Annotated in this window: 18 protein-coding genes; 15 read left to right on the top strand and 3 right to left on the bottom strand. The window is 74.6% G+C overall.

The genetic code is table 11. The features are described 5' to 3' along the window. The first annotated feature begins 91 nt into the window (after nucleotides 1–91). The 14 genes from TPA0908_RS24700 to TPA0908_RS24635 all read left to right on the top strand — a co-directional run bounded on the left by TPA0908_RS24700 (nucleotide 92) and on the right by TPA0908_RS24635 (nucleotide 14,450). The gene (locus TPA0908_RS24700; protein ID WP_281941752.1) at nucleotides 92–1,339 is read left to right on the top strand and encodes a beta-ketoacyl synthase N-terminal-like domain-containing protein; all 1,248 of its coding nucleotides are present in this window, start codon (nucleotides 92–94) and stop codon (nucleotides 1,337–1,339) included. Between the two features lie 283 nt (nucleotides 1,340–1,622). Next, a complete protein-coding gene (locus TPA0908_RS24695) occupies nucleotides 1,623–2,969 on the top strand; it encodes a class I adenylate-forming enzyme family protein (RefSeq protein WP_281941750.1) in 1,347 nt (448 codons plus the stop codon). Nucleotides 2,970–3,175: 206 nt separating this feature from the next. Beyond that, nucleotides 3,176–3,439, top strand: a complete 264-nt coding sequence (locus tag TPA0908_RS24690; RefSeq protein WP_107160335.1) for an acyl carrier protein — start codon at nucleotides 3,176–3,178, stop codon at nucleotides 3,437–3,439. Beyond that, nucleotides 3,439–3,684, top strand: coding sequence for a hypothetical protein (locus TPA0908_RS24685; RefSeq protein WP_107160333.1), 246 nt, complete (start codon nucleotides 3,439–3,441; stop codon nucleotides 3,682–3,684). The genes TPA0908_RS24690 and TPA0908_RS24685 overlap by 1 nt, the downstream gene beginning before the upstream one ends. Beyond that, the gene (locus TPA0908_RS24680; protein ID WP_281941747.1) at nucleotides 3,677–4,849 is read left to right on the top strand and encodes a beta-ketoacyl-[acyl-carrier-protein] synthase family protein; all 1,173 of its coding nucleotides are present in this window, start codon (nucleotides 3,677–3,679) and stop codon (nucleotides 4,847–4,849) included. The genes TPA0908_RS24685 and TPA0908_RS24680 overlap by 8 nt, the downstream gene beginning before the upstream one ends. After that, nucleotides 4,846–5,364: a beta-ketoacyl synthase chain length factor gene (locus TPA0908_RS24675; RefSeq protein ID WP_281941745.1), complete on the top strand. Its 519-nt coding sequence runs from the start codon at nucleotides 4,846–4,848 to the stop codon at nucleotides 5,362–5,364. Before TPA0908_RS24680 ends, TPA0908_RS24675 begins: the two co-directional genes overlap by 4 nt. Then, nucleotides 5,361–6,980: a class I adenylate-forming enzyme family protein gene (locus TPA0908_RS24670; RefSeq protein ID WP_281941743.1), complete on the top strand. Its 1,620-nt coding sequence runs from the start codon at nucleotides 5,361–5,363 to the stop codon at nucleotides 6,978–6,980. The genes TPA0908_RS24675 and TPA0908_RS24670 overlap by 4 nt, the downstream gene beginning before the upstream one ends. Further along, a complete protein-coding gene (locus TPA0908_RS24665; RefSeq protein ID WP_281941741.1) occupies nucleotides 6,977–8,218 on the top strand; it encodes a beta-ketoacyl-[acyl-carrier-protein] synthase family protein in 1,242 nt (413 codons plus the stop codon). Before TPA0908_RS24670 ends, TPA0908_RS24665 begins: the two co-directional genes overlap by 4 nt. Nucleotides 8,219–8,282: 64 nt before the next feature. Further along, on the top strand, nucleotides 8,283–9,389 hold the full coding sequence (gene hppD, locus TPA0908_RS24660) for a 4-hydroxyphenylpyruvate dioxygenase (RefSeq protein WP_281941739.1): 1,107 nt from the start codon (nucleotides 8,283–8,285) through the stop codon (nucleotides 9,387–9,389). Between the two features lie 53 nt (nucleotides 9,390–9,442). After that, entirely contained in the window at nucleotides 9,443–10,366 is a 924-nt protein-coding gene (locus tag TPA0908_RS24655; protein WP_281942692.1) for a phytanoyl-CoA dioxygenase family protein, read from the top strand. Between the two features lie 3 nt (nucleotides 10,367–10,369). Beyond that, entirely contained in the window at nucleotides 10,370–11,167 is a 798-nt protein-coding gene (locus TPA0908_RS24650; protein ID WP_281941737.1) for a DUF3050 domain-containing protein, read from the top strand. Further along, nucleotides 11,164–12,135, top strand: coding sequence for a thiamine pyrophosphate-dependent dehydrogenase E1 component subunit alpha (locus tag TPA0908_RS24645; protein ID WP_281941735.1), 972 nt, complete (start codon nucleotides 11,164–11,166; stop codon nucleotides 12,133–12,135). The genes TPA0908_RS24650 and TPA0908_RS24645 overlap by 4 nt, the downstream gene beginning before the upstream one ends. After that, nucleotides 12,135–13,100, top strand: coding sequence for an alpha-ketoacid dehydrogenase subunit beta (locus TPA0908_RS24640; RefSeq protein ID WP_107160317.1), 966 nt, complete (start codon nucleotides 12,135–12,137; stop codon nucleotides 13,098–13,100). The genes TPA0908_RS24645 and TPA0908_RS24640 overlap by 1 nt, the downstream gene beginning before the upstream one ends. A gap of 3 nt (nucleotides 13,101–13,103) precedes the next feature. Then, a complete protein-coding gene (locus TPA0908_RS24635; protein WP_281941733.1) occupies nucleotides 13,104–14,450 on the top strand; it encodes a hypothetical protein in 1,347 nt (448 codons plus the stop codon). Here the strand turns inward: TPA0908_RS24635 and TPA0908_RS24630 are convergent. Next, nucleotides 14,440–15,273 carry an alpha/beta fold hydrolase gene (locus TPA0908_RS24630; RefSeq protein WP_281941732.1) on the bottom strand — a complete coding sequence of 278 codons (834 nt, stop codon included), beginning with the start codon at nucleotides 15,271–15,273 and terminating at the stop codon, nucleotides 14,440–14,442. The two genes, TPA0908_RS24635 and TPA0908_RS24630, sit on opposite strands and share 11 nt — an antisense overlap. Nucleotides 15,274–15,331: 58 nt before the next feature. On the opposite strand from TPA0908_RS24630, the gene TPA0908_RS24625 reads away from it, so the two are divergent. After that, nucleotides 15,332–16,048 carry a TetR/AcrR family transcriptional regulator gene (locus TPA0908_RS24625; protein WP_281941730.1) on the top strand — a complete coding sequence of 239 codons (717 nt, stop codon included), beginning with the start codon at nucleotides 15,332–15,334 and terminating at the stop codon, nucleotides 16,046–16,048. Between the two features lie 295 nt (nucleotides 16,049–16,343). Here the strand turns inward: TPA0908_RS24625 and TPA0908_RS24620 are convergent, their stop codons facing one another. Together TPA0908_RS24620 and TPA0908_RS24615 are read right to left on the bottom strand one after the other, a co-directional pair. Next, on the bottom strand, nucleotides 16,344–17,027 hold the full coding sequence (locus TPA0908_RS24620; protein ID WP_281941728.1) for an SGNH/GDSL hydrolase family protein: 684 nt from the start codon (nucleotides 17,025–17,027) through the stop codon (nucleotides 16,344–16,346). A gap of 96 nt (nucleotides 17,028–17,123) precedes the next feature. After that, a complete protein-coding gene (locus TPA0908_RS24615; RefSeq protein WP_281941726.1) occupies nucleotides 17,124–19,040 on the bottom strand; it encodes a trypsin-like serine protease in 1,917 nt (638 codons plus the stop codon). Nucleotides 19,041–19,321: the final 281 nt, after the last annotated feature.

Genomic DNA, 19,321 nt, shown 5'->3' with positions numbered 1-19,321 from the left:
GAGCCCCGCAGTCGCGAACAAGGACGGCATCCGTGAGCGCGAGGAGTGAGCCGGTGTTGCGAGCCCCGCAGTCGCGAACAAGGACGGCACCGTGACGGCCCGGGCGGTGGTGACCGGCATCGGCGTGGTCGCGCCCAGCGGGGTCGGCGCGGACGCGCACTGGGCCACCGTGCTCGCCGGCACCCGGCGCACCGGCCCGATCACGCTGTTCGACCCGGCCGGCTATCCGACCCGGGTGGCCGGCGAGGTGGCCGACTTCGACCCGGCCGGGTTCGTCGGGACCCGGGCGCGGGTGCAGACCGACAGGTGGACGCACCTCGGGTTCGCCGCCACCGGGCTGGCGCTGGCCGACGCCGGACTGCCGGAGGTCTCGCCCGACCCGTACCGCTGGGCGGTGACGCTGGCCAGCTCGTCCGGCGGCAACCTGTTCGGGCAGCGGGAGCTGCAACGGCTCTGGGGCGGGGCGACCCGCACCGTCGGGGCGTACCAGTCGATCGCCTGGTTCTACGCCGCCAGCGTGGGGCAACTGTCCATCCGCCACCAGTTCAAGGGGCCGTCCGGCGTCACCGTCTCCGAGTCGGCCGGTGGGCTGGACAGCCTGGCGCACGCGGTACGCACCGTCCGGCGCGGCACACCGGTGGTGATCGCCGGCGCGACCGAGTGCCCGCTGAGCCCGTACGCGCTGGCCTGCCAGCTCCGTTCCGGCCTGCTCAGCGACGTCGCCGACCCGGCGCGCGCGTACCGGCCGTTCGACGCCGCGGCGAGCGGGTACGTGCCGGCCGAGGGCGGCGCGGTGTTCGTGGTGGAGGAACTGGGGCACGCGCTGGACCGGGGCGCCCGGATCTACGGGGAGATCACCGGCTGGGCGGCCACCCACGACGCCACCCCCACCGACGTGGCGGCCGGCCCCGACCCGACCCACTACGCCCGTGCGCTGCGGCTGGCCCTGGAGCGGGCCGCGGTCCGGCCGCACGACGTGGACGTGATCTGGCCGGACGCGCTCGGGGTGCCGGCGTACGACCGGGCCGAGGCGAGCGCGCTGCGTGCCGTGTTCGGCGACCGGACCCCGCCGGTGACCACGCAGAAGCCGCTGACCGGCCGGGCCCACCAGGGCGGGTCGGCGTTGGACGCGGCCACCGCGCTGCTGGCGTTCTCCCGTGGCGTGCTGCCCGCCTCGGCCGGGCCGGACGAGCCCGCGCCCGGCTGCGAGCTGACGTACCTGCGGGAGCCGCGCCGGCCGCGCAGCCGGATCGCGCTGGTCGGGGCGCGCGGCTTCGACGGGTTCAACAGCGCGCTGGTGCTGCGTGGCGCCGCGCCGCCGCCCACCGTCGACCGCTGACCCGTCCTCCCCGGGGCACCGGCGGTCGCGCACGGCGACGCGGCCGGCGGGCCACTGTGCCGGCGTGCGCCCGATCCTGCCTGTCCGATCGAGCCTGAGCAATCCACCCAGCCGCTGTTTTGGATCTAGCCATTTGCATCTGGTGATGCCGAGAAGGCCCTCGTAGTGTTCCGGGCAGCGAACGCGAAGGGCATTCTTCTCGGGCGGGTTCCCCGCCCACTTTCAGGCTGGGCGGTGGCGGGTCGTGACCGGGGCGCAAGATGCCGTATCGACGGCGGGCTGGGTGGACGACATCCTGCTCGCCGGGCGCGACAGCGACGTCTGTCTCCGCCTGCCCGACCCGGTCGACCGGGGCACGTTGCGCCGGCTGGTCGGCGAGGCGCAGGCCCGGCTGACCGGGGCCGGGCTGCGCGCCGGCGGGGCGGCGGCGCTGCGCCTGCCCCCGTCGCTGGCGTACGTGGCGCACCTGCTGGCCACCTGGCGCACCGGCGCCCAGGCGGTGCTGCTCGACCACCGGCTCACCGACCACGAGGTCGACCGGGCGCTGCGTCGGCTCACCCCGCAGGTGGTGGTCGCGCCGGTCCGCTCCGGCGGCGGCGCGCTGCGCGTCTTTGTCGACGTCGACGCCGGCGTCACCGCGTACTCCGACCGTCCGGCCGGCAGCCCGCACGCGGTCATCCAGCTCAGCTCCGGCTCCACCGGCCCGTCCAAGGTGATCGGCCGCACCGCCGCCGACCTGGTCGCCGAGGTGCGTCGCTACACCGAGATCGACGGGGTGGCGCGGCCCGGCGAGCGCATCATCCTGCTGCCCAGCATGGTGCACGTGCTCGGCCTGGTCGGCGGCCTGCTCTACGGCCTGCACGCCGGCGTCGAGCTGTGCCCGCCGGAGCGGCTCAGCGGCGACGCCGTGCTCGCCGCGATCGCCGCCCAGGACACCCCGGCCACCGTGCTCGGCGTGCCGTTCCACATCGGGCTGCTCGCCTCCACCGTGCCCTCCGGCCCGCTGCCCCAGTTCGCGCGCATGACCACCGGCGGTGAGCTGGTGCCCGCCGCGGTGGCCCGGGCCTTCACCGACCGCTACGGCGTCCCGCTGGGCAACATGTACGGGATGACCGAGGTCGGCGTCATCGGCACCGACCTGTACGGGCGGAACCGTCCCGCCATCGCGCCGGCCCCGGGCATCCGGGTCCGGGAGCAGGACGGCGAGCTGTGGGTGAGCTGCCCGGCCAACCCGTACGTCGGGCTTTCCGACCCGACCCGCTGGGCCGACGGCTGGCTGCACACCCGCGACGCCGGCGTGGTCGACCCGGAGACCGGGCTGGTGACGATCCGGGGCCGGCTCGACTCGCAGGTGTCGGTGGGTGGCCTGAAGGTCGACCTGACCGAGGTGGAGGCCACCGTCGCCGGCCTGCCCGGGGTGACCGCCGCGGTGGTGGTCTGGGACGACGGGATCAGCGCCTACGTGCAGACCGACGGCGCGACGACCGAGGAGACGCTGGACCATCTGATCGCCGAGCGGCTGGCCGGCTTCAAACGGCCCCGCACGCTGCACCTGCTCGACCAGTTGCCCCGCACCACCACCGGCAAGCTGGTCCGCTCCGCCCCGGCGCTGCGGGACGCGGCCACGTGACCGGCCCGCTGCGCGAGCACCACCGGGCGTCCGCCGGCCGCCCGGCCCACCCCGATCCCCGCCCCGGACCGGCCGGCGCGCCACCCGTGCGCCGGAGCAGCCGCCGCGTCAGCTCCCGCTGGACGCCGGCGGCCCGGCCGGCCCATCCGGACACGGTGTCCCGACCGGGCACCGGAAACTGGTTACCCCGAAATGAGGTCCCACCCATGCGCGACGAGGTCCGCACCTTCGTCATCGACCAGCTCGCCGACATGAACTACGACGTCGAGGACCTCGACGACGGCACCACCCTCGGCCCTTCCGGCGTCGACCTGGAGTCGCTGGCGCTGGCCGACCTCGCCGTCCGGGTCGAGGACCGGTACGGGTTGAAGTTCGCCGACGACGAGTCGGAGAAGCTGGCCCTGATGACGGTCGGCGAGTTCACCACCATGGTCGCCGACCGGGCGGCTGCGAACAGCGACAACTCCTGATGTCCGGTCAGCCCGACCTGGGGCGAGCTGACCTGGTGCAGATGCTCGCCGAACTGACCGCGAAGCCCACCGACCAGGTCCCGGACCGGCTCGGCTCGATGGAACTGGCCTGGCTGGTGCACCTCGTCGAGCAGCGGTTCGACCGCCGGCTGGACCTGACCGACGACCAGGTCGCCGGCGTCCGCACCGTCGACGACGCGTTGACCGTGTTCCGCGCCTCGCTGACCGCTCCCGCAGATGGCTGAGCGGGGTCCCGTACGGATCATCGGCATGCACGCGGTCAGCGCCCTCGGCCGGGGCGCCGACGCGCTGCTGTCCGGGGTGCTCACCGGCGCCCCGGCGTTCCGCCCGGTGCGCCGATTCGACACCACCGGCCGACGCGTCACCGTGGCGGCCACGCTGCCGGAGGTCGGCACGCTCGCCGACGAGCTGGCCGACGCGATCGACCGCGCCGGCCGGGCCGCCGGGCTGGACCCGACCGACCGGGCGGGCACGGCGCTGTTCCTGGCCACCCACGGCGGGCCGCACTCGCTGCCCGTACCCGAGTGGCCGGCGGAGCCGTCGGACGTGCCGGGCGCGGCGGACGGCGGGCGGCTCGGGCCCCCGGTGCCGGCGCTCGCCGGTCACCTGGCGGACCGCTGCGGCCTCGGCGGACCCACCCGGGTCTACACCAGCGCCTGCGTCTCGGCGAGCACCGCGGTCGCCGACGCCGCCGCGCTGATCCGGCGCGGCGACCTGGAGCGGGTCGTGGTCGCGGCCGGCTACCTGGTCGAACCCGACCAGTACGCGCTCTTCGACGCCGGCCGGGCGCTCGCCGCCGACGGGGCGGTACGCCCGTTCAGCGCCGGCCGGAAAGGACTGCTGCTCGGTGACGGGGTGGCCGCCGTGGTGCTGGAGTCGGCCGACGTCGCCGCCCGACGGGGCGCGCCGACGCTGGCCACGGTGGCCGGTTGGGGCCGCGCCGGGGACGCCTACCACGCCTGCCAGCCGCACCCGGGCGGGCTCGGGCTGGCCCGGGCGGCCGAGTCGGCGCTGCGCCGCGCCGGGCTGCCCCCGGCCGAGGTCGGCTACGTCAACGCCAACGCCACCGGCACCCCGTTCAGCGACGCCTCGGAGGCGGCGGCGCTGGTCCGGGTCTTCGGCGACCTGGCCGGGCGGCTGCCGGTCAGCGCCACCAAGTCGGTGCACGGGCACGCGTTGGAGGCGTCCGGGCTGCTCGAACTGGTGGTCACCGTGCTGGCGCTGGGGCGCGGCAAGCTGCCGCCCACGGCCGGCTGGCTGGCCCCGGACCCGGACTGCCCGCTCGACGTCATCCGTGACGCCCCCCGACCCGCCCCGACCCCGTACGCGCTGACCCTCAACGCCGCCTTCGGCGGCGCCAACACCGCGCTGCTGGTGGGTGCCCCGTGACCGCGGGGCAGTCGGCGTGGGCGGTGCTGGCCGAGGCGCGCTGGCCGGAGGACGGGGACGGGGCGCCGCCCGGGGTGCCGGGGTTCGTGCACTCGCCCTTCCACCCGCTGGTGGTGGCCGTCGCCGAGCGGTGCCTCACCCGGCGGTACGGCGCCGGGCCGTTGCCGGCCGACAACCGGACGGCGGTGGTGCTGGTCAGCGCCGCCGGCGACACGGCCGGGGCGGTGCACGTCCGGCAGACGGTGGCCGCCGGCGGGCGGGTCGGCCCGCTGTTCTTCTTCCAGTCGGTGCCGAACAGCGTGGCCGGGCACGTGGCGGCGCGCTGGGGACTGGACGGGCCGGTGGTGTGCCTGAGCCCCACCGGGGACCCCCGGGCCGAGGGTGCGGCCGAGGTGGACCTGCTGTGCCACGACGGCGACGCCGCGCAGGCGTTGCTGATCCTGATCGAACCGGCACCGGACGGAGCGCCGGGCGAGGCGACCGCGGTGCTGCTGGGGGAGGAGACACGTCAATGAGGACGAAAGGTCTACGCGGCGCGCTTGCCGCCGACACCGAACTGGGCGCGGGCAACGTGCTGGCCCGGGTGCTGGCCCACGGCGCCGACCCGGACGGGCCGGGGCTCACCTTCGACACCGCTGTCGACGGCCACCCGGCCGAGACCCCGCTGACCCTGGGCGAACTCGACCGGATGGTCACCGCCCGGGCGGCCTGGCTGCACGAACGTGGCGTGCAGCCGCGCGATCCGGTCGCGGTCTGGGCCGGCACCGCTGCCGACATGGTGCTGTCGTTCCTGGCGCTGACCCGCCTCGGCGCCATCCCGGCGCTGATGAACGGCCGGCTGCGCCCGGAGATCGCCGCCGAGTACATTCGCCGGCTGCGTGCCGCCGGCGTGCTCGCCGACGCCGACCACGCCGCCGCGCTGGCCGGGCACGACCTGGGCGCCCCGCTGCTCGGTGAGCCGGCGCACGCCGGTGCCGGCGATCCGGCCGCCGCGCCCGCGCACTACCGGCACCACCCCGACGACCCGATCGTCATCACGCACACGTCCGGCACCACCGGCGTGCCGAAGGCGGTGCTGCACTCGCACGCCAGCCTCTTCGCCGCCACCCGGCACCTGCTGTCCATGCCGCAGGCGCAGGGCACCACCCGGATCCTCAACGCGCTGCCCGCCCCGCACACCGCCACCGTGCTCATGGTCAACCAGGCGTTGGGCAACCGCGCCCAGATGTACCTGCTCTCCGAGCAGGGCGGCGAACGGGTGCTCGACGCGATCCAGCGGTGGCGGCCGGACGGCGTCTTCGGCTTCTCGATGACCTGGGCCGAACTGGCCCGCTTCGACCTGTCCGGCTACGACCTGGACTCGGTGCGGCTGTGGTTCAACACCGGTGACTGCTCGCACGAGCCGCACGTGCGCCGGCTGGTCGCGGTCGGCTCGCGGGACGTGGTGACCCGCGCCGGGGTGACCCGGGTGCCCGGCTCGGTGTTCATCGACGGGTTGGGCTCCAGCGAGATGGGCCACTCGATGTTCCACATCACGCACACCGTGGACACCGACCGCTACGGCCGCTGCGTCGGCCGCCCGTACCGGTTCGCGCGGGTGGCCGTGCTCGACGCCGACGGCAACGAGCTGCCGGCCGGGCAGGTCGGCTGGCTGGGCATCGACTCGCCGTCGCTGTTCCGGGGCTACTGGAACGACTCGGTCACCACCTACCGGTTCCGGCTGCGCGGCTGGTACCTGACCGGCGACCTGGTGTACGCCGACGACGACGGCCGCTACTACCACCTGGACCGGGCGGTCGACTCGGTCGAGGTGGCGGGCGGGAAGCGGTTCTTCACCGCGCTGTCCGAGGAGCGGATCCTCGCCTCCTGCGCCGACGTCACCGACTGCACCGTGGTGATCGTCAAGGAGGCCGACGGGACGGTCACCACCGACGTGCTGCTGGAGCTGGCGGCCGGCGCCGACCCGGCCCAGGACCGCACCGCCGCGATCCGCGCGGCGCTCGGCCCGGACGTGGCCGCCACGCTGCGCCGGGTGGTGCCGGTACGTGCCGAGGACATCCCGGTCACCGTGACCGGCAAGGTGCGCAAGGTGGCGCTGCGCGAGCGCTACCTGACCGAGGCGCCGTCATGACCGCCGTGATCACCGGCATGGGGCTGTTCACGCCGGCCGGTCGCGGCGTCGCGGAGACGTTCGACGCGCTGCTCACCGGCCGCTCCGGTCTGCGCCGGCCCCCCGAGGGGCACCCCGCGCGGGACAGCCTCGAGGTGGCCGGGGTGCTGCCCGACATCGACCCGCGCAGCGTCGCCTCCGGACCGGAGACGAAGGTGCTCGACCGGGTCGTGCTGCTCGCGCTGCTCACCGCCGCCGAGGCGCTCGCCGACGCCGGCATCGAGGTGGGGCGCGACGTCGACCCGGAGCGGATCGCGGTGATCGTCGGCGGGGTCGGCGGGATGGCCACGCTGGAACGTCAGGTCGTGGCCCGCGCCGAACGTGGCCGGGCGGCGGTCAGCCCGTACCTGCTCACCGGCATCCTGCCGAACATGCCGTCGGCCCGGATCGCCATCGCGCACGGCATCCGCGGCTACAGCTCGTCGGTGGGCACGGCCTGCGCCTCCGGCGCCCAGGCCGTCGCCGACGGGGTACGCCTGATCCGCGCCGACGAGGCCGACGTGGTGGTCTGCGGGGCGAGCGAGGCGCCGCTGTTCGGCACGTTCGCCGACACGTTCGGCAACGCCCGGGCACTGGCGCGCGGCTGGGACGAGCCCACCGAGGCGAGCCGCCCGTTCGACAAGCGGCGCAACGGCTTCGTGCTCGCCGAGGGTGCGGCGCTGCTGGTGCTGGAACGGGCCGGGCACGCCGCCGCCCGGGGCGTCACCGGGTACGCCGAGGTCGCCGGCTACGGCACCAACACCGACGCGTACCACCCGACCGCGCCGCGGCCGGACGGCGCCGGGGCGGCCGCGTGCATGCGCCGGGCGCTCGCCGCCGGTGGGATCGGGCCGGCGGACGTCGGCTACGTCAACGCGCACGGCACCGGCACCAAACTCGGCGACATCGCCGAGACGACCGCGTTGGCCGACGTGTTCGGCGTCGGCGGCGTGCCGGTCAGCTCCACCAAGGCGCTCACCGGGCACCTGCTCGGCGCGTCCGGCGTGCTGGAGGCCGCGGCCACCGCGCTGGCGCTGCGGCGCGGCCTGCTCCCGCCCACCTACCACCTGGACGACCCGGACCCGGAGTGCGAGGCGGACCACGTCCGCGCCGTGCCCCGGCCCACCCGGACCGACCACGCGCTGTCGAACTCGTTCGGGTTCGGCGGCCAGAACGTCAGCCTGCTGCTGCGCCGGGTCGCCACCCCGGCCGCGGCCTGACCGGAGACTCCATTCCCGGGCGACGAGCCCGGGTCGCCACCACGGGGGGAACAGGGGGAAGCCCATGCACATCAACGGCATAGACCATCTGGAGCTTTACGTGGGGGACGCCCGGCAGGCGGCCTTCTACTTCGACACCGCGGTCGGGTTCCGGCTGCACGGCCAGGGCGGACCGGAGACCGGGCTGGCCGGGCAGCGGTCCCTGCTGCTGGCCCAGGCCGGCATCCGGCTGCTGCTGACCACCGGCCTGTCCGCGGAACACCCGGCCGCGACCTACGTGCACCGGCACGGCGACGGCATCGCCGTGGTCGCGCTCGCGGTCGACGACGCCGCCGGGGCGTACGCGGAGCTGGTGGCCCGCGGCGCGACCGGGGTGACGCCGCCGCGCGCCTACACCGGCGCGGACGCCGAGGTGGTGATCGCCGAGGTCGGCGGCTTCGGCGACGTGCTGCACCGGCTCGTGGAGCGGCGCGGGGACCGGAGCGTGTTCCTGCCCGGCGCGATCGAGCCGGTCGCCGCACCGGACGGCGACGCGCTGCTGGCCGAGGTCGACCACCTGGCGGTCTGCGTGCCGCCCGGGCAGCTCGACGAGACGGTGGCCCACTACGAGAAGGTGTTCGGCTTCGCGCACATCTTCACCGAGCACGTCGAGGTCGGCGGGCAGGCGATGAACTCCAAGGTGGTGCAGAGCCCGTCCGGGCAGGTCACCCTGGTGCTGCTGGAGCCGGACACGGGCGCCCGACCCGGGCAGATCGAGGACTTCCTGCGCTGGCACGCCGGCGCCGGTGTGCAGCACCTGGGGCTGCGAACCGACGACATCGTCGCCACCGTCGGCGCGCTCGCCGGCCGGGGAGTGCGTTTCGCCCGCACGCCCGGCGCCTACTACGACGACCTGGAACAGCGGGTCGGCCGGCTGGACGCGCCGGTGGACCGGCTGCGTGAGCTGAGCATCCTGGTCGACTCCGACCACGACGGCCAGCTCCTGCAGATCTTCACCGAGTCGATGCACGTGCGTCGCACGCTCTTCCTGGAGGTCATCGAGCGGCGCGGGGCGCGCACCTTCGGCAGCGGCAACATCAAGGCGCTCTACGAGGCGAAGGAACGTGAACTGGCCGCGGCGGGGGCGACCCCCGTCGTCGCGGCCGGAGGGGTAGGAGGGGTAGGGGCATGAGTGAACGCACCGAGCGAAGCGAGGGCCGTGAGGCCATGCCCGGCCGGCTCGGCATGACCACCATCGATCCCGGGCTGACCGCCGAGGAGGAGGCGCTGCTGCCCTCCGACGACGACGTCCGGCACTACGTCGAGCACGGCTGGTACCTGTCGAAGAAGCTGTTCACCGACGACGAGGTGGACGAACTCGTGGCGGCGACCGACGGCTACTACGCCGGGGAACGTGACCGGCTGCTGCCGGTACGCCCGCCGAAGCTGGCCTACTGGGAGCCGTCGCGCGGCGACGTGCAGCGGCACAACGACTACGTCCACCACGAGCACGACGGGATCGCCCGCATCCTGCGCAAGCCGCTGATCGGGGCGGTCGCGGCCCGGCTGGCCCGGGCCGTCGAGATCCGGATCTTCCAGTCCACGCTGATCTGGAAGCCGCCGATCGCCGGCGAGCCGTCCAACATCGTGCCCTGGCACTTCGACAAGCACTACTGGGCGTCTTCGTCGTCGGAGGAGATGCTCACCGCGTTCATCCCGTTCCACGACTGCGGCGTGGAGATGGGCACCATCACCATGGTCGACGGCTCGCACCGGTGGCGGGAGATCGGCGCGGACGACACGGTGGTGCGGCACTTCGCCGACCGGGACCGCGACCAGCTCGAGGCGATGCTGGCCGAGAACGCGGCGTACAACCACGCCGAGATCCGCAAGATCCCCATGGTGATCCCCAAGGGGCACATGAGCTTCCACCACTGCCGTACCTATCACGGCAGCGGCGCGAACGTCAGCGGTCGCCCCCGGCGGGCGATCTCGCTGCACCTGCAGGACGGCGAGAACGCCTGGCGGGAGTATCCGCTCTCCGACGGCTCGCTCGCCGCGTACAACCACGACGTGCTGGTCCGCCGCACCCACGAGGGCCGGCCGGACTACGCGGACCCCGATTACTGCCCGGTTATCTGGCGCGATCGCGCCCAGCAGGGAGGCTGACAAATGTCACGGTACGACTGGGGGAAGACGCACCCGGGCATCGAGCGGCTGGAGCGGGCGGTGACCGAACGCCGCGACGTGGTGGTCAACCACCCGCTCTACGCCAACCTGGACACCCACGAGGCGCTGGTGACGTTCATGGAGCACCACGTCTTCGCGGTCTGGGACTTCATGTCCCTGCTGAAGTCGTTGCAGCGCCAGCTCACCTGCGTCACGGTCCCGTGGATCCCGACCGGCCCGACCGGCAGCCGCCGCCTGATCAACGACATCGTCATGGTCGAGGAGAGCGACGAGCTGGGCGAGGGCTACATCAGCCACTTCGAGCTCTACGTGCGCGGCATGACCGAGGCCGGCGCGGACACCACTCCCGTCGACAAGCTGGTGGACCTGCTGCGCGCCGGTCGGCCGGTGACCGAGTCGTTCGGCGAGGCCGGGGTGCCGGCGCCGTCGGCGGCCTTCGCGGGCACCACCTGGCGGATCATCGAGACCACCCCGGTGCACTGCCAGGCGGCGGCGTTCGCGTTCGGCCGGGAGGACCTCATCCCGGAGATGTTCACCCAGGTCGTCGCCGTCAACGAGCGCAGCAACCGGCTGAACACGTTCGTCGACTACCTGGAGCGGCACATCGAGGTCGACGGCGAGCAGCACACCCCGATGGCCATGCAGATGCTCGCCGACCTGTGCGGCGACGACGACACCAAGTGGCAGGAGTGCGCGGACACGGTGAACGACGCGCTCGCCGCCCGGGCCCGGCTCTGGGACGACATCCTCGCGGCGATCAAGGAGGGCCGTCCGGCGTGACCGGCCCCGACCCGGCCGCGCTCTACCGGACGGTCCGGCTGATCCGCCGCTTCGAGGAGCGCGCGATCGAGCTGGTCGACGCCGGGGAGATCGTCGGCGGCATCCACCCGTACCTGGGTCAGGAGGGGATCGCCGCCGGGGTCTGCGCGGCGCTGACCGCCGGCGACCTGGTGACCGGCACCCACCGCGGGCACGGACACGTGCTGGCCAAGGGCGCCGACCCGGCCCGGATGCTGGCCGAGCTGTGCGGCCGGGTCACCGGGCTCAACCGGGGCCGCGGCGGGTCGATGCACGCCGCCGACTTCGGCGTCGGCGTGCTCGGCGCCAACGCCATCGTCGGGGCCGCCGGCGCGATCCTCACCGGCGCGGTGTGGGAGCGCCGGCGGCGCGGCGCCGACCTGGTCGGCGCCACGTTCTTCGGCGACGGCGCGGTCAACGAGGGGATGCTGCTGGAGGCGTTCAACCTGGCCGCGCTCTGGCGGGTGCCGGTGTTGTTCGTCTGCGAGAACAACGGCTACGCCACCACCATGCCGGTCGCCGGCGCGGTTGCCGGCACGATCGCCGGGCGGGCCGAGGCGTTCGGCATGCCGGCGACCGCCGTCGACGGCCAGGACCCGGAGACGGTACGCGCGGCGGCAGCCGCCGCCGTCGCGCGGATGCGCGCCGGCGGCGGACCCGAGCTGATCGAGGCGCACACCTACCGGTTCGACGCCCACCACACCTTCGAACACCGGGTACGCCTCGACTACCGGCCGCCGCAGGAGGTGGCCGACGGCCGCTCCCGCGACCCGGTCGAGATCGCCGGCGCGCGGCTGGACCCGGCGACGCGGGCCGAGATCGACGCCTCCGTCGAGGCGGTGCTGGCCGCCGCCGTCGACTTCGCGCTGGCCGGCCCGCACCCGGACCCGGCGACCGCCCTGGACCACCTGTACGCCAGCGGGCTGACCGCCCGGACCGGAGGTGGCTGATGCCCCGGCTCTCCTACCGTAGGGCGCTCACCCGGGCGCTCGCCGACGAGATGACCCGCGACGAGTCGGTGGTGGTGCTCGGCGAGGACATCCGGGTGGCCGCCGCCAACGTCACCACCGGGCTGGTGAAGAAGTTCGGCCCGGAGCGGGTGCGCGACACGCCGCTGTCGGAGCAGGCGTTCACCAGTTTCGCCACCGGCGCGGCGCTGGCCGGGGCCCGGCCGGTGGTGGAGTTCCAGATCCCGTCGCTGCTGTTCCTGGTCTTCGAGCAGATCGTCAACCACGCGCACAAGTTCCCGCTGATGACCGGCGGCCAGTGCGCGGTGCCGGTCACCTACCTGGTGCCCGGCTCCGGCTCCCGTACCGGCTGGGCCGGGCAGCACTCCGACCACCCGTACGCGTTGTTCGCCCACGTCGGGGTGACCACCGTGGTGCCGGCCACCCCGGCCGACGCGTACGGGCTGCTGGTCTCCGCGATCCGCTGCGACGACCCGGTGGTGGTCTTCGCCCCGGCCGGCGCGCTGGACCTACGGGAGGACGTGGCCGACCCGGCGCCGGTGCCGCTGGGTCGGGGCGTGGTCCGCCGGGCCGGCGACGACGTCACCGTGGTCGCGGTCGGGCACCTGGTGCACGAGGCGCTCGCGGTCGCCGAGGAGCTGGCCGGTCAGGCGTCGGTGGAGGTCTTCGACCCCCGCACGCTGTACCCGTTCGACTGGGACGGACTCGTCGACTCGGTGAGCCGCACCGGACGCCTCGTCGTGGTCGACGACGGCAACCGGTCCTGCGGCATCGCCGGGGAGATCATCGCGACCGTGGTGGAGCGGGTCCGGCTGGCCGCCCCGCCGCGGCGGGTCACCCGGCCCGACGGCGCGGTGCTGCCGTTCGCGCCGGCCCTGGACCGGGCCGTGCAGCCCGGCCGGGACCAGCTCACCGCCGCCATCCAACTGACCCTCAAGGACGGATGAACGATGGACCCGAACTACCCGTGGCCGCCGCTCGGCGCGGCGTGGACCGACCTGCCCGAGTCCACCCGGTCGGCCATGGTGACGGCCGGCGCCGGCGCCTGGGAGAAGATCTTCCACGGCCGGGCCACCTACAACACGCGGTGGCGGCTGGCCCGCCCGCCGGTGCTCACCGCGGACGCGTTCCGTGAGCTGAACGAGGTCTGCGACCGGATCGCCCAGCTCATCCTGGAGGCGTGCCAGCGGCGCGCCCGCACCGCCGGTGAGCTGCGCCGGCTGCTCGACGTGCCGGACGGGGAGACCCGGCTGCTCGACCCGGACGAGGAGCTGCACGACGGGCTGCTGGCCGCGTACCGGCCGGACGTGCTGTTCTCCGGCGGCGTGCCGTGCATCGTGGAGTACAACATCGACAGCAGCCTCGGCGGCGGCTTCGACGCCGACACCGTGATCCAGCGGTACGCGGAGCTGTACCGCGACGCCGGCCTGCTCGACCGGGTACGGCCCGCGCCGTCCCTGCTGGACCAGCGGTTCGTCGCCATCCGGGACACGCTCGGCCTGCCCGACGCACGGGTGGCGCTGCTGATGGACTTCGAGGCGGAGTATCCGGGGCTGGACGACCCGGAGACGTTCATCCGGATCCTCTCTCCGCTCGTCGACCAGGCCCGGCCGTTCGGCATCGACCTGGTGATCGCGCCGGTCGCCACCGCCACCTTGGACGCCGCACGTCGGCTGGTGGTCGGCGGCGCCCCGGTGGACGCGCTGTTCCGGCTGTTCGTGCCGAACCGGGTCACGCCCGGCGCCGGCCTGGACGCGGTGGCCGGCGCGCTGGCGGCCGGCACGCTGCCGATGTTCGTCAGCAGCGCCGCCTGGCTGCTCAGCAACAAGCTGAACTACGCCTGGCTCTGGGCCGACCTGGACCTGCTGCCGGAGCCCGACCGGGTGCTGGTCCGCCGGTACGTGCCGCACACCGTCGCGCTCACCGCCGACCAGCTCGACCGGGCGCTGGCCGAGCAGGCCGAGCTGGTCGCCAAGCCGGCCGGCGGATCGGCCGGGCACGGCGTGCTGATCGGGCCGGAGCTGAGCGCGGTGGCCTGGGAGGACGGAGTACGCGCCGCGATCGACGCGGGCGGCCACATCCTCCAGCGTTACCACGAGGCGGACCGGGTGGCGATGGACTTCGTGCGGATCGAGACCGGCGAGACGGTCACCGCCGACGTCCCGTACAGCCTCGCGCCGTACCTGTTCGACCGCACCGCCTCCGGCGCGTTGGCGCGGGTCGGCTACCCGGGCTGCGAGGGCGTCCTCAACCTGGCCCGGGGCGTGCTGATGTCCGGCATCCTGCTCACCGACTGATCCCACCCTGGGCCGGGGTGGTGAAGAAGGCGGTCAGGGGGGTGATCAGGGCGGGCGGCGCCACGGCGATGCCGTTGTGCGGGCTGCCGGGCACGCGCAGCGTGCGGGCGTGCGGGAGGACGGTGGCCAGCAGCTCGTTGGTCTCGGTGAAGAACGGCGCGGCCCGGGCGCCGCTGATCAGGAGCGTGTCGGCGGTGATGCCGGCGTACTGCTCGGCCGGCCCGTCGTGCACCACGATCTGCCGTGACTCGGCGAGCGTCATCCCGACCAGCGCGCCCATGGTGCGCCCGATCTCGGTGCGCAGGAAGAGCCGGGTGATCGCGGCCCGGACCGGCAGCGGCAGCCGCGACGCCGGGTTCTGCGGGTCGACGGCGGCGGCCACGATGGCCAGGGCTCGGGCGTTCTGCCCGGCCCGGACGGCCGCCTCGGCCGGCTCGAGAAACGCCATAGGCATGCCGTGTCCGGCCAGCCGCAGCGGGGCGTCGTAGACCGCGATCCGCTCCAGCGGCAGTCGCAGCGCGGCCCGCAGCACCACGAACGCGCCGTAGCTGTGCCCGACCGCCCACCGGGCGCCGGTGTGCGCGAGCACCGCGCCGAGGTCGTCGATCTCCTGCTCCACCGTGTACGGCTCGCGGCGGGGAGGGGCGTCCGCCCGGCCCCGCCGGTTGTAGAGGTGCACGGTGAACCGCTCGGCGAGCCGTGCGGCCAGCCGGCGGTACTCCGCGATCGTCACCCCGCCGCCGTGCACCACCACCAGCCCCGGCCCGGTGCCTGTGGAGTGCAGGACGATGCCCGCGCCGTCCGTGGCCGTGATCCGTTGCATGACCGCTCCCTCCGACCCCATGAAACTGCGAACGCCGTTTGCAGTTTACAGTGGGATGGTGAGCGGCGCATCCACGAATCCGGCCGGCGGCGGATCTCCCGGCCCGTCGATCTGGAGCCGGCCGCCACGCGGCAGCCGCGGGCCGACCCCGACACACGGCCGGGACGAGATCGCCGCCGCCGCGGTCACGCTCGCCGACGCCGGCGGGCTGGACGCCGTGTCGATGCGGGCGGTGGCCGGCGCGCTGGACATGGCCGCCGGCTCGCTCTACCGGCACCTGTCGTCCCGCGACGACCTGCTCGACCTGATGGTCGACAGGTGCGTGGGGGAGCTGCGGCCCTACCCGAGCGACGACGGCGACTGGGTCGAGCAGTTCCTGCGGCTGGCCCGCCGCCAGCTCGCGCTGCACCGGCGGCACCCGTGGCTGGCCGACGCGCTCGGCCGGCGCGCGGCCCCCGGGCCGAACACGCTCGCCTACTTCGACGCCTGCCTGCGCATCCTGCAACCGGTGCCGGCCGGGGTCGCCGCCAAGTTCGAGGCGGTCGCCATGGTCACCGGCGTGGTCACGCTCTTCGCCCGCAGCGCGGCGGCCACCGGCGTGGTCACGTTCGACCACGTCGACCTGGCGGCGTACCCCCATCTGGCTGCCGCGTTCGCCGACGCCGCCACCCCGCCCGACGGCGACCTGTTCGCCCGCACCCTGCGTGCCCTGCTCACCGGCCTCCTGACCCCCGACCGCCCCGGACCGCCTCCGGACGCCCCCGCCGGGCGGTGACGTGATCGAAGAGTTCCCGTCCCGTATCGCGGTGGACCCGACGCCGACTCCTTGGTCAACGGGCGGGCGGCGAGGGCGGCGGCCAGGGCAGTGCGGGGTTGAGGGCGCGGGGTGCTGAGTCGTCTACGCCATCAGCTCGAAAGGCGCTCGTACGCCCGCCCGTCGCTCGCGGCGAGGGCCGGTCTGGCGGCGGGTCGGCCGGCCCACGGCACCCGCCGGTGTCACCGCGGCCGGGCCGGGCCGATCGGCCGACGGTGTTCGCGGAACCGGCCCGTCACCGGTGGCGGGCGTCGCCCTACCGATGACGGGTGTGGTGGGTGGCGAGGACCCGGAGCGTTTCCGCGGTGGCGACGGCGTCGCTGCGGGCGCTGCCGTGCCGGCCGTCGCCGCTGTAGAGCGAGGGGTCGGCGACCAGCGGATGGTCGGTGAGGTGCACGTGCAGCGTGCCGAGGCGCTCGGCCACCGCGCGGGTGTGCCGGGCCAGCCGGCGCATCCGCGCGCCCAGCCCGGCCCGCAGCGTGTCCCGCACCGCCGGGCTGTGCGAGACGTCGAACATGCCCACCGTGATCACGTCCGCCCCGGCGTCACGTAACGCGGTGATGATCGCGACCAGCTCCCCGTCGACCGCGTCGGGGTCGTAGCCGGGCCGGAACGCGTCGTTGCCACCGCACACCACGAGCGCCAGGTCCGGCCCGAACGCCAGCGCGTCGGCCAGTTGCGTGGCTCGCACCTCGTGCGCCCGCAGCCCGCGCCGCCCCAGGTTGAGGTACGCCAGCTCCGGGCGCACCGCCCGCAGCTCGGCCGCGACCCGGTCGGCCCACTGCACGTCGGGGTAGCCGTCGAGCGGCTCGCACAGGCCCTCCGCGACGCTGTCGCCGAGCACCGCGAACCGGTGCCACGGATGGTCGCGCAGCAGGTCGGCGGCCTCGCCGGGGCGCAGACACCAGGGATCCGTGGCCTCGGTCAACGTCGATGACATGACCGGGAGGCTAGCCGAGCGGTCGGGACGGGGAAAGCGGTCCGCCGCCCCGACCGATCGGACGGTCGGGGCGGCGGACACCGGTCGTACGGCCGCTCAGGCGGTCGGCGGCCTGTTGAACCAGCCGTGCAGCGTGACGATGACATGCGTCGTGCCACCGCTGACGTTCAGGATCCGGATGTTCCTGGTCGCGTAGCGCGGGCCGGCGTCGTTCACCCTGACCATCACCATCGTGGTGCGTGCGATCTGGCCGGCGGCGAAGTTCGCCACCGACTGGCTGGTCACCACCGGCCCGTCGGGAGTGGTCGCGAACGGGCCCGCGCCCGACTCGACGGTCAGGTAACCCGAGCCGGTCGGGCCCACCGTGGTCACCGAGAGCAGCGCGCCGCCCATCGCGTCCGGCGAGATGCCCACCGGGTCGGTCAGGTTGACGAACAGGGCACCCCGCGCCGTCATCGGCGTGCCGCCGTTGGCCCGGGTGTCGACCACCTGCAGGGCCGGGACCGGCCGCAGTTCGGCGCCACCCGACGCGGCGGCGGTCACGTAGCCCTGCACGGAGATCACCAGGTCGACCGCCGGGCCCTTGTTGAAGAAGGTGGCCCGACCGGCGGAGGAGAGCTTGACCGCGACGCCCTGCGAGGTGACCCCGCTGACGTAGTCGAGCACGCTTGTCGCGTCGGCCCCGCCCTCCGGGTAGGCCCGCAGGAAGCTGGCGCTCGTCGAACCGACCACGGCCACGTCCAGGAACACGCTTGTCGCGCCGCTCGGGACGACGCCGCCGGTGAACGTGAACGTCCGGGATCCGTTGGTCGGGATCTTGCCGACGGTGGTGCCGGTGCCGTCGCGGGTGTCGACCACCCGGGTGTGCGGCACGGCGACCAGCCCACCGCCCGCCCCGGCGGTGAAGTAGCCGTGCACCTCCACGACGACGTGGACGTTGCCGGCGGGGTTGTGGACCGAGACGCGGCCGTCCGGGCCCGGACGCACCACCTGGGTCGTCGAGATGATCCCACCAGCCGACGCGTTGAGCGACGACGTGGCCGGCCGGGTGGAGCCCGTCGGGAACACCGTCAGGAACGTGTTGGCGGTCGGGCTGACCGCGGTCACGTCGACCAGGACCGCGGAGACGCCCGCCGCGGGGACCCCGCCGACGCCGAGGACCGGAAAGTCGGTGGTGCTGTTCGCGCCGCGGAGCCCGGCGGGGGCCCCGGTGCCGGTGCGGGTGTCCAGCAGGAGCCCGCCGGGGGAGAGCGCCACGTAGTTGTTGTTGCTGGTGCTCGCCGCGATCCACGGGGCCAGACCGTCCACCCGCACCTCGGTCGCGGCGCGCCGGGTGTCGGTCTCGCCGAGGCAGCCACCCTGCCAGGAGGTGTCGTGCAGGGCGACCAGTTGCGGCTGGCCGGCGCCGGTGCGCAGCAGCGGCCCACCGGCGTCGCCCCGGCACAGGCTGGCGGCCGAGGCGCTGCCGTCGACGGTGAGCGTGTCGGTGCTGACGCCGGTGACCGCGAACGTGCCGGCGTGCAGCTTGTCCGGCACCCACTCGGTCGCGGTCCGGCCGAAGCCCGCGGCCAGCAGCTCCTCGCCCGGCGCGGCGGACGCGCCGACGGCGACCGGCGGCACCCCGTCCGCCGGCTTCTCCACCTGGGCGAGCGCGACGTTGCGGGTCGGGTGGGGGAGCACGGCCGTGACGGCGAGGACGTGCCCGGCAGTGGTGCTCAGATCCGTTCGGCCGACCGTGACGGTGGTGCGTCGGCTGGGCGGGCCGGCGACGAGCTGCTGGCCCGGTTCCGCCAGGCAGCTCGCGGTGGTCATCACCCAGCTCGGCGCGACCAGCACCGCGGAGCAGGCCCGCAGGTCGCTCTGAATCTTCGCGGTGAACGAGTAGCTCCCGGCCGGCACCGGGCTGACGCCGCTGACCGCCTGCGCGGCGCCGCCGCTGATCATGCTTGCCGCCACCACGACGACGGCCGACGCCGCGATCCTGCGGGCGCGGCGCGTTCGGATGAAGCTCATGCTCCTCTTTTCCGGTTGTACGAGCGTCGGCGACGCCGCCGGGCGAACCGGGAGAGAGGTCGAGCCGTGGACAGCATGCGCCCGCTGCGGCGACAGGTGTGCCGGACGCGCCGGGGCGCGTTCGTGCCGGTACACCATCGACGTTCCCCCGTGTGGCTACCGCAGGCATTGCCCGTGGATCAAGAGGGTAGCGAAAAGCCACCCGTCGTGCTGCCCCGTGCGTCGGCGCGGGACCTGCTCAGCTACCCGCCCGGAGGCGCTACGCCGAGCCACCGACACCA

Source organism: Micromonospora sp. AKA38, assembly GCF_027925725.1.
In the GTDB taxonomy this organism is placed as follows: Bacteria; Actinomycetota; Actinomycetes; order Mycobacteriales; family Micromonosporaceae; genus Micromonospora.
This window is presented reverse-complemented; position numbering and strand designations above follow the sequence as displayed.

Bases quoted from the DNA above. Each gene is read 5' to 3' on its own strand.
- TPA0908_RS24655 (WP_281942692.1), top strand. From the start codon at position 9,443: ATGACCACCATCGATCCCGGGCTGACCGCCGAGGAGGAGGCGCTGCTG.
- TPA0908_RS24665 (WP_281941741.1), top strand. From the start codon at position 6,977: ATGACCGCCGTGATCACCGGCATGGGGCTGTTCACGCCGGCCGGTCGC.
- TPA0908_RS24685 (WP_107160333.1), top strand. From the start codon at position 3,439: ATGTCCGGTCAGCCCGACCTGGGGCGAGCTGACCTGGTGCAGATGCTC.
- TPA0908_RS24680 (WP_281941747.1), top strand. From the start codon at position 3,677: ATGGCTGAGCGGGGTCCCGTACGGATCATCGGCATGCACGCGGTCAGC.
- TPA0908_RS24630 (WP_281941732.1), bottom strand. From the start codon at position 15,273: ATGCAACGGATCACGGCCACGGACGGCGCGGGCATCGTCCTGCACTCC.
- TPA0908_RS24640 (WP_107160317.1), top strand. From the start codon at position 12,135: ATGCCCCGGCTCTCCTACCGTAGGGCGCTCACCCGGGCGCTCGCCGAC.
- hppD (WP_281941739.1), top strand. From the start codon at position 8,283: ATGCACATCAACGGCATAGACCATCTGGAGCTTTACGTGGGGGACGCC.
- TPA0908_RS24615 (WP_281941726.1), bottom strand. From the start codon at position 19,040: ATGAGCTTCATCCGAACGCGCCGCGCCCGCAGGATCGCGGCGTCGGCC.
- TPA0908_RS24635 (WP_281941733.1), top strand. From the start codon at position 13,104: ATGGACCCGAACTACCCGTGGCCGCCGCTCGGCGCGGCGTGGACCGAC.
- TPA0908_RS24690 (WP_107160335.1), top strand. From the start codon at position 3,176: ATGCGCGACGAGGTCCGCACCTTCGTCATCGACCAGCTCGCCGACATG.
- TPA0908_RS24650 (WP_281941737.1), top strand. From the start codon at position 10,370: ATGTCACGGTACGACTGGGGGAAGACGCACCCGGGCATCGAGCGGCTG.
- TPA0908_RS24620 (WP_281941728.1), bottom strand. From the start codon at position 17,027: ATGTCATCGACGTTGACCGAGGCCACGGATCCCTGGTGTCTGCGCCCC.
- TPA0908_RS24670 (WP_281941743.1), top strand. From the start codon at position 5,361: ATGAGGACGAAAGGTCTACGCGGCGCGCTTGCCGCCGACACCGAACTG.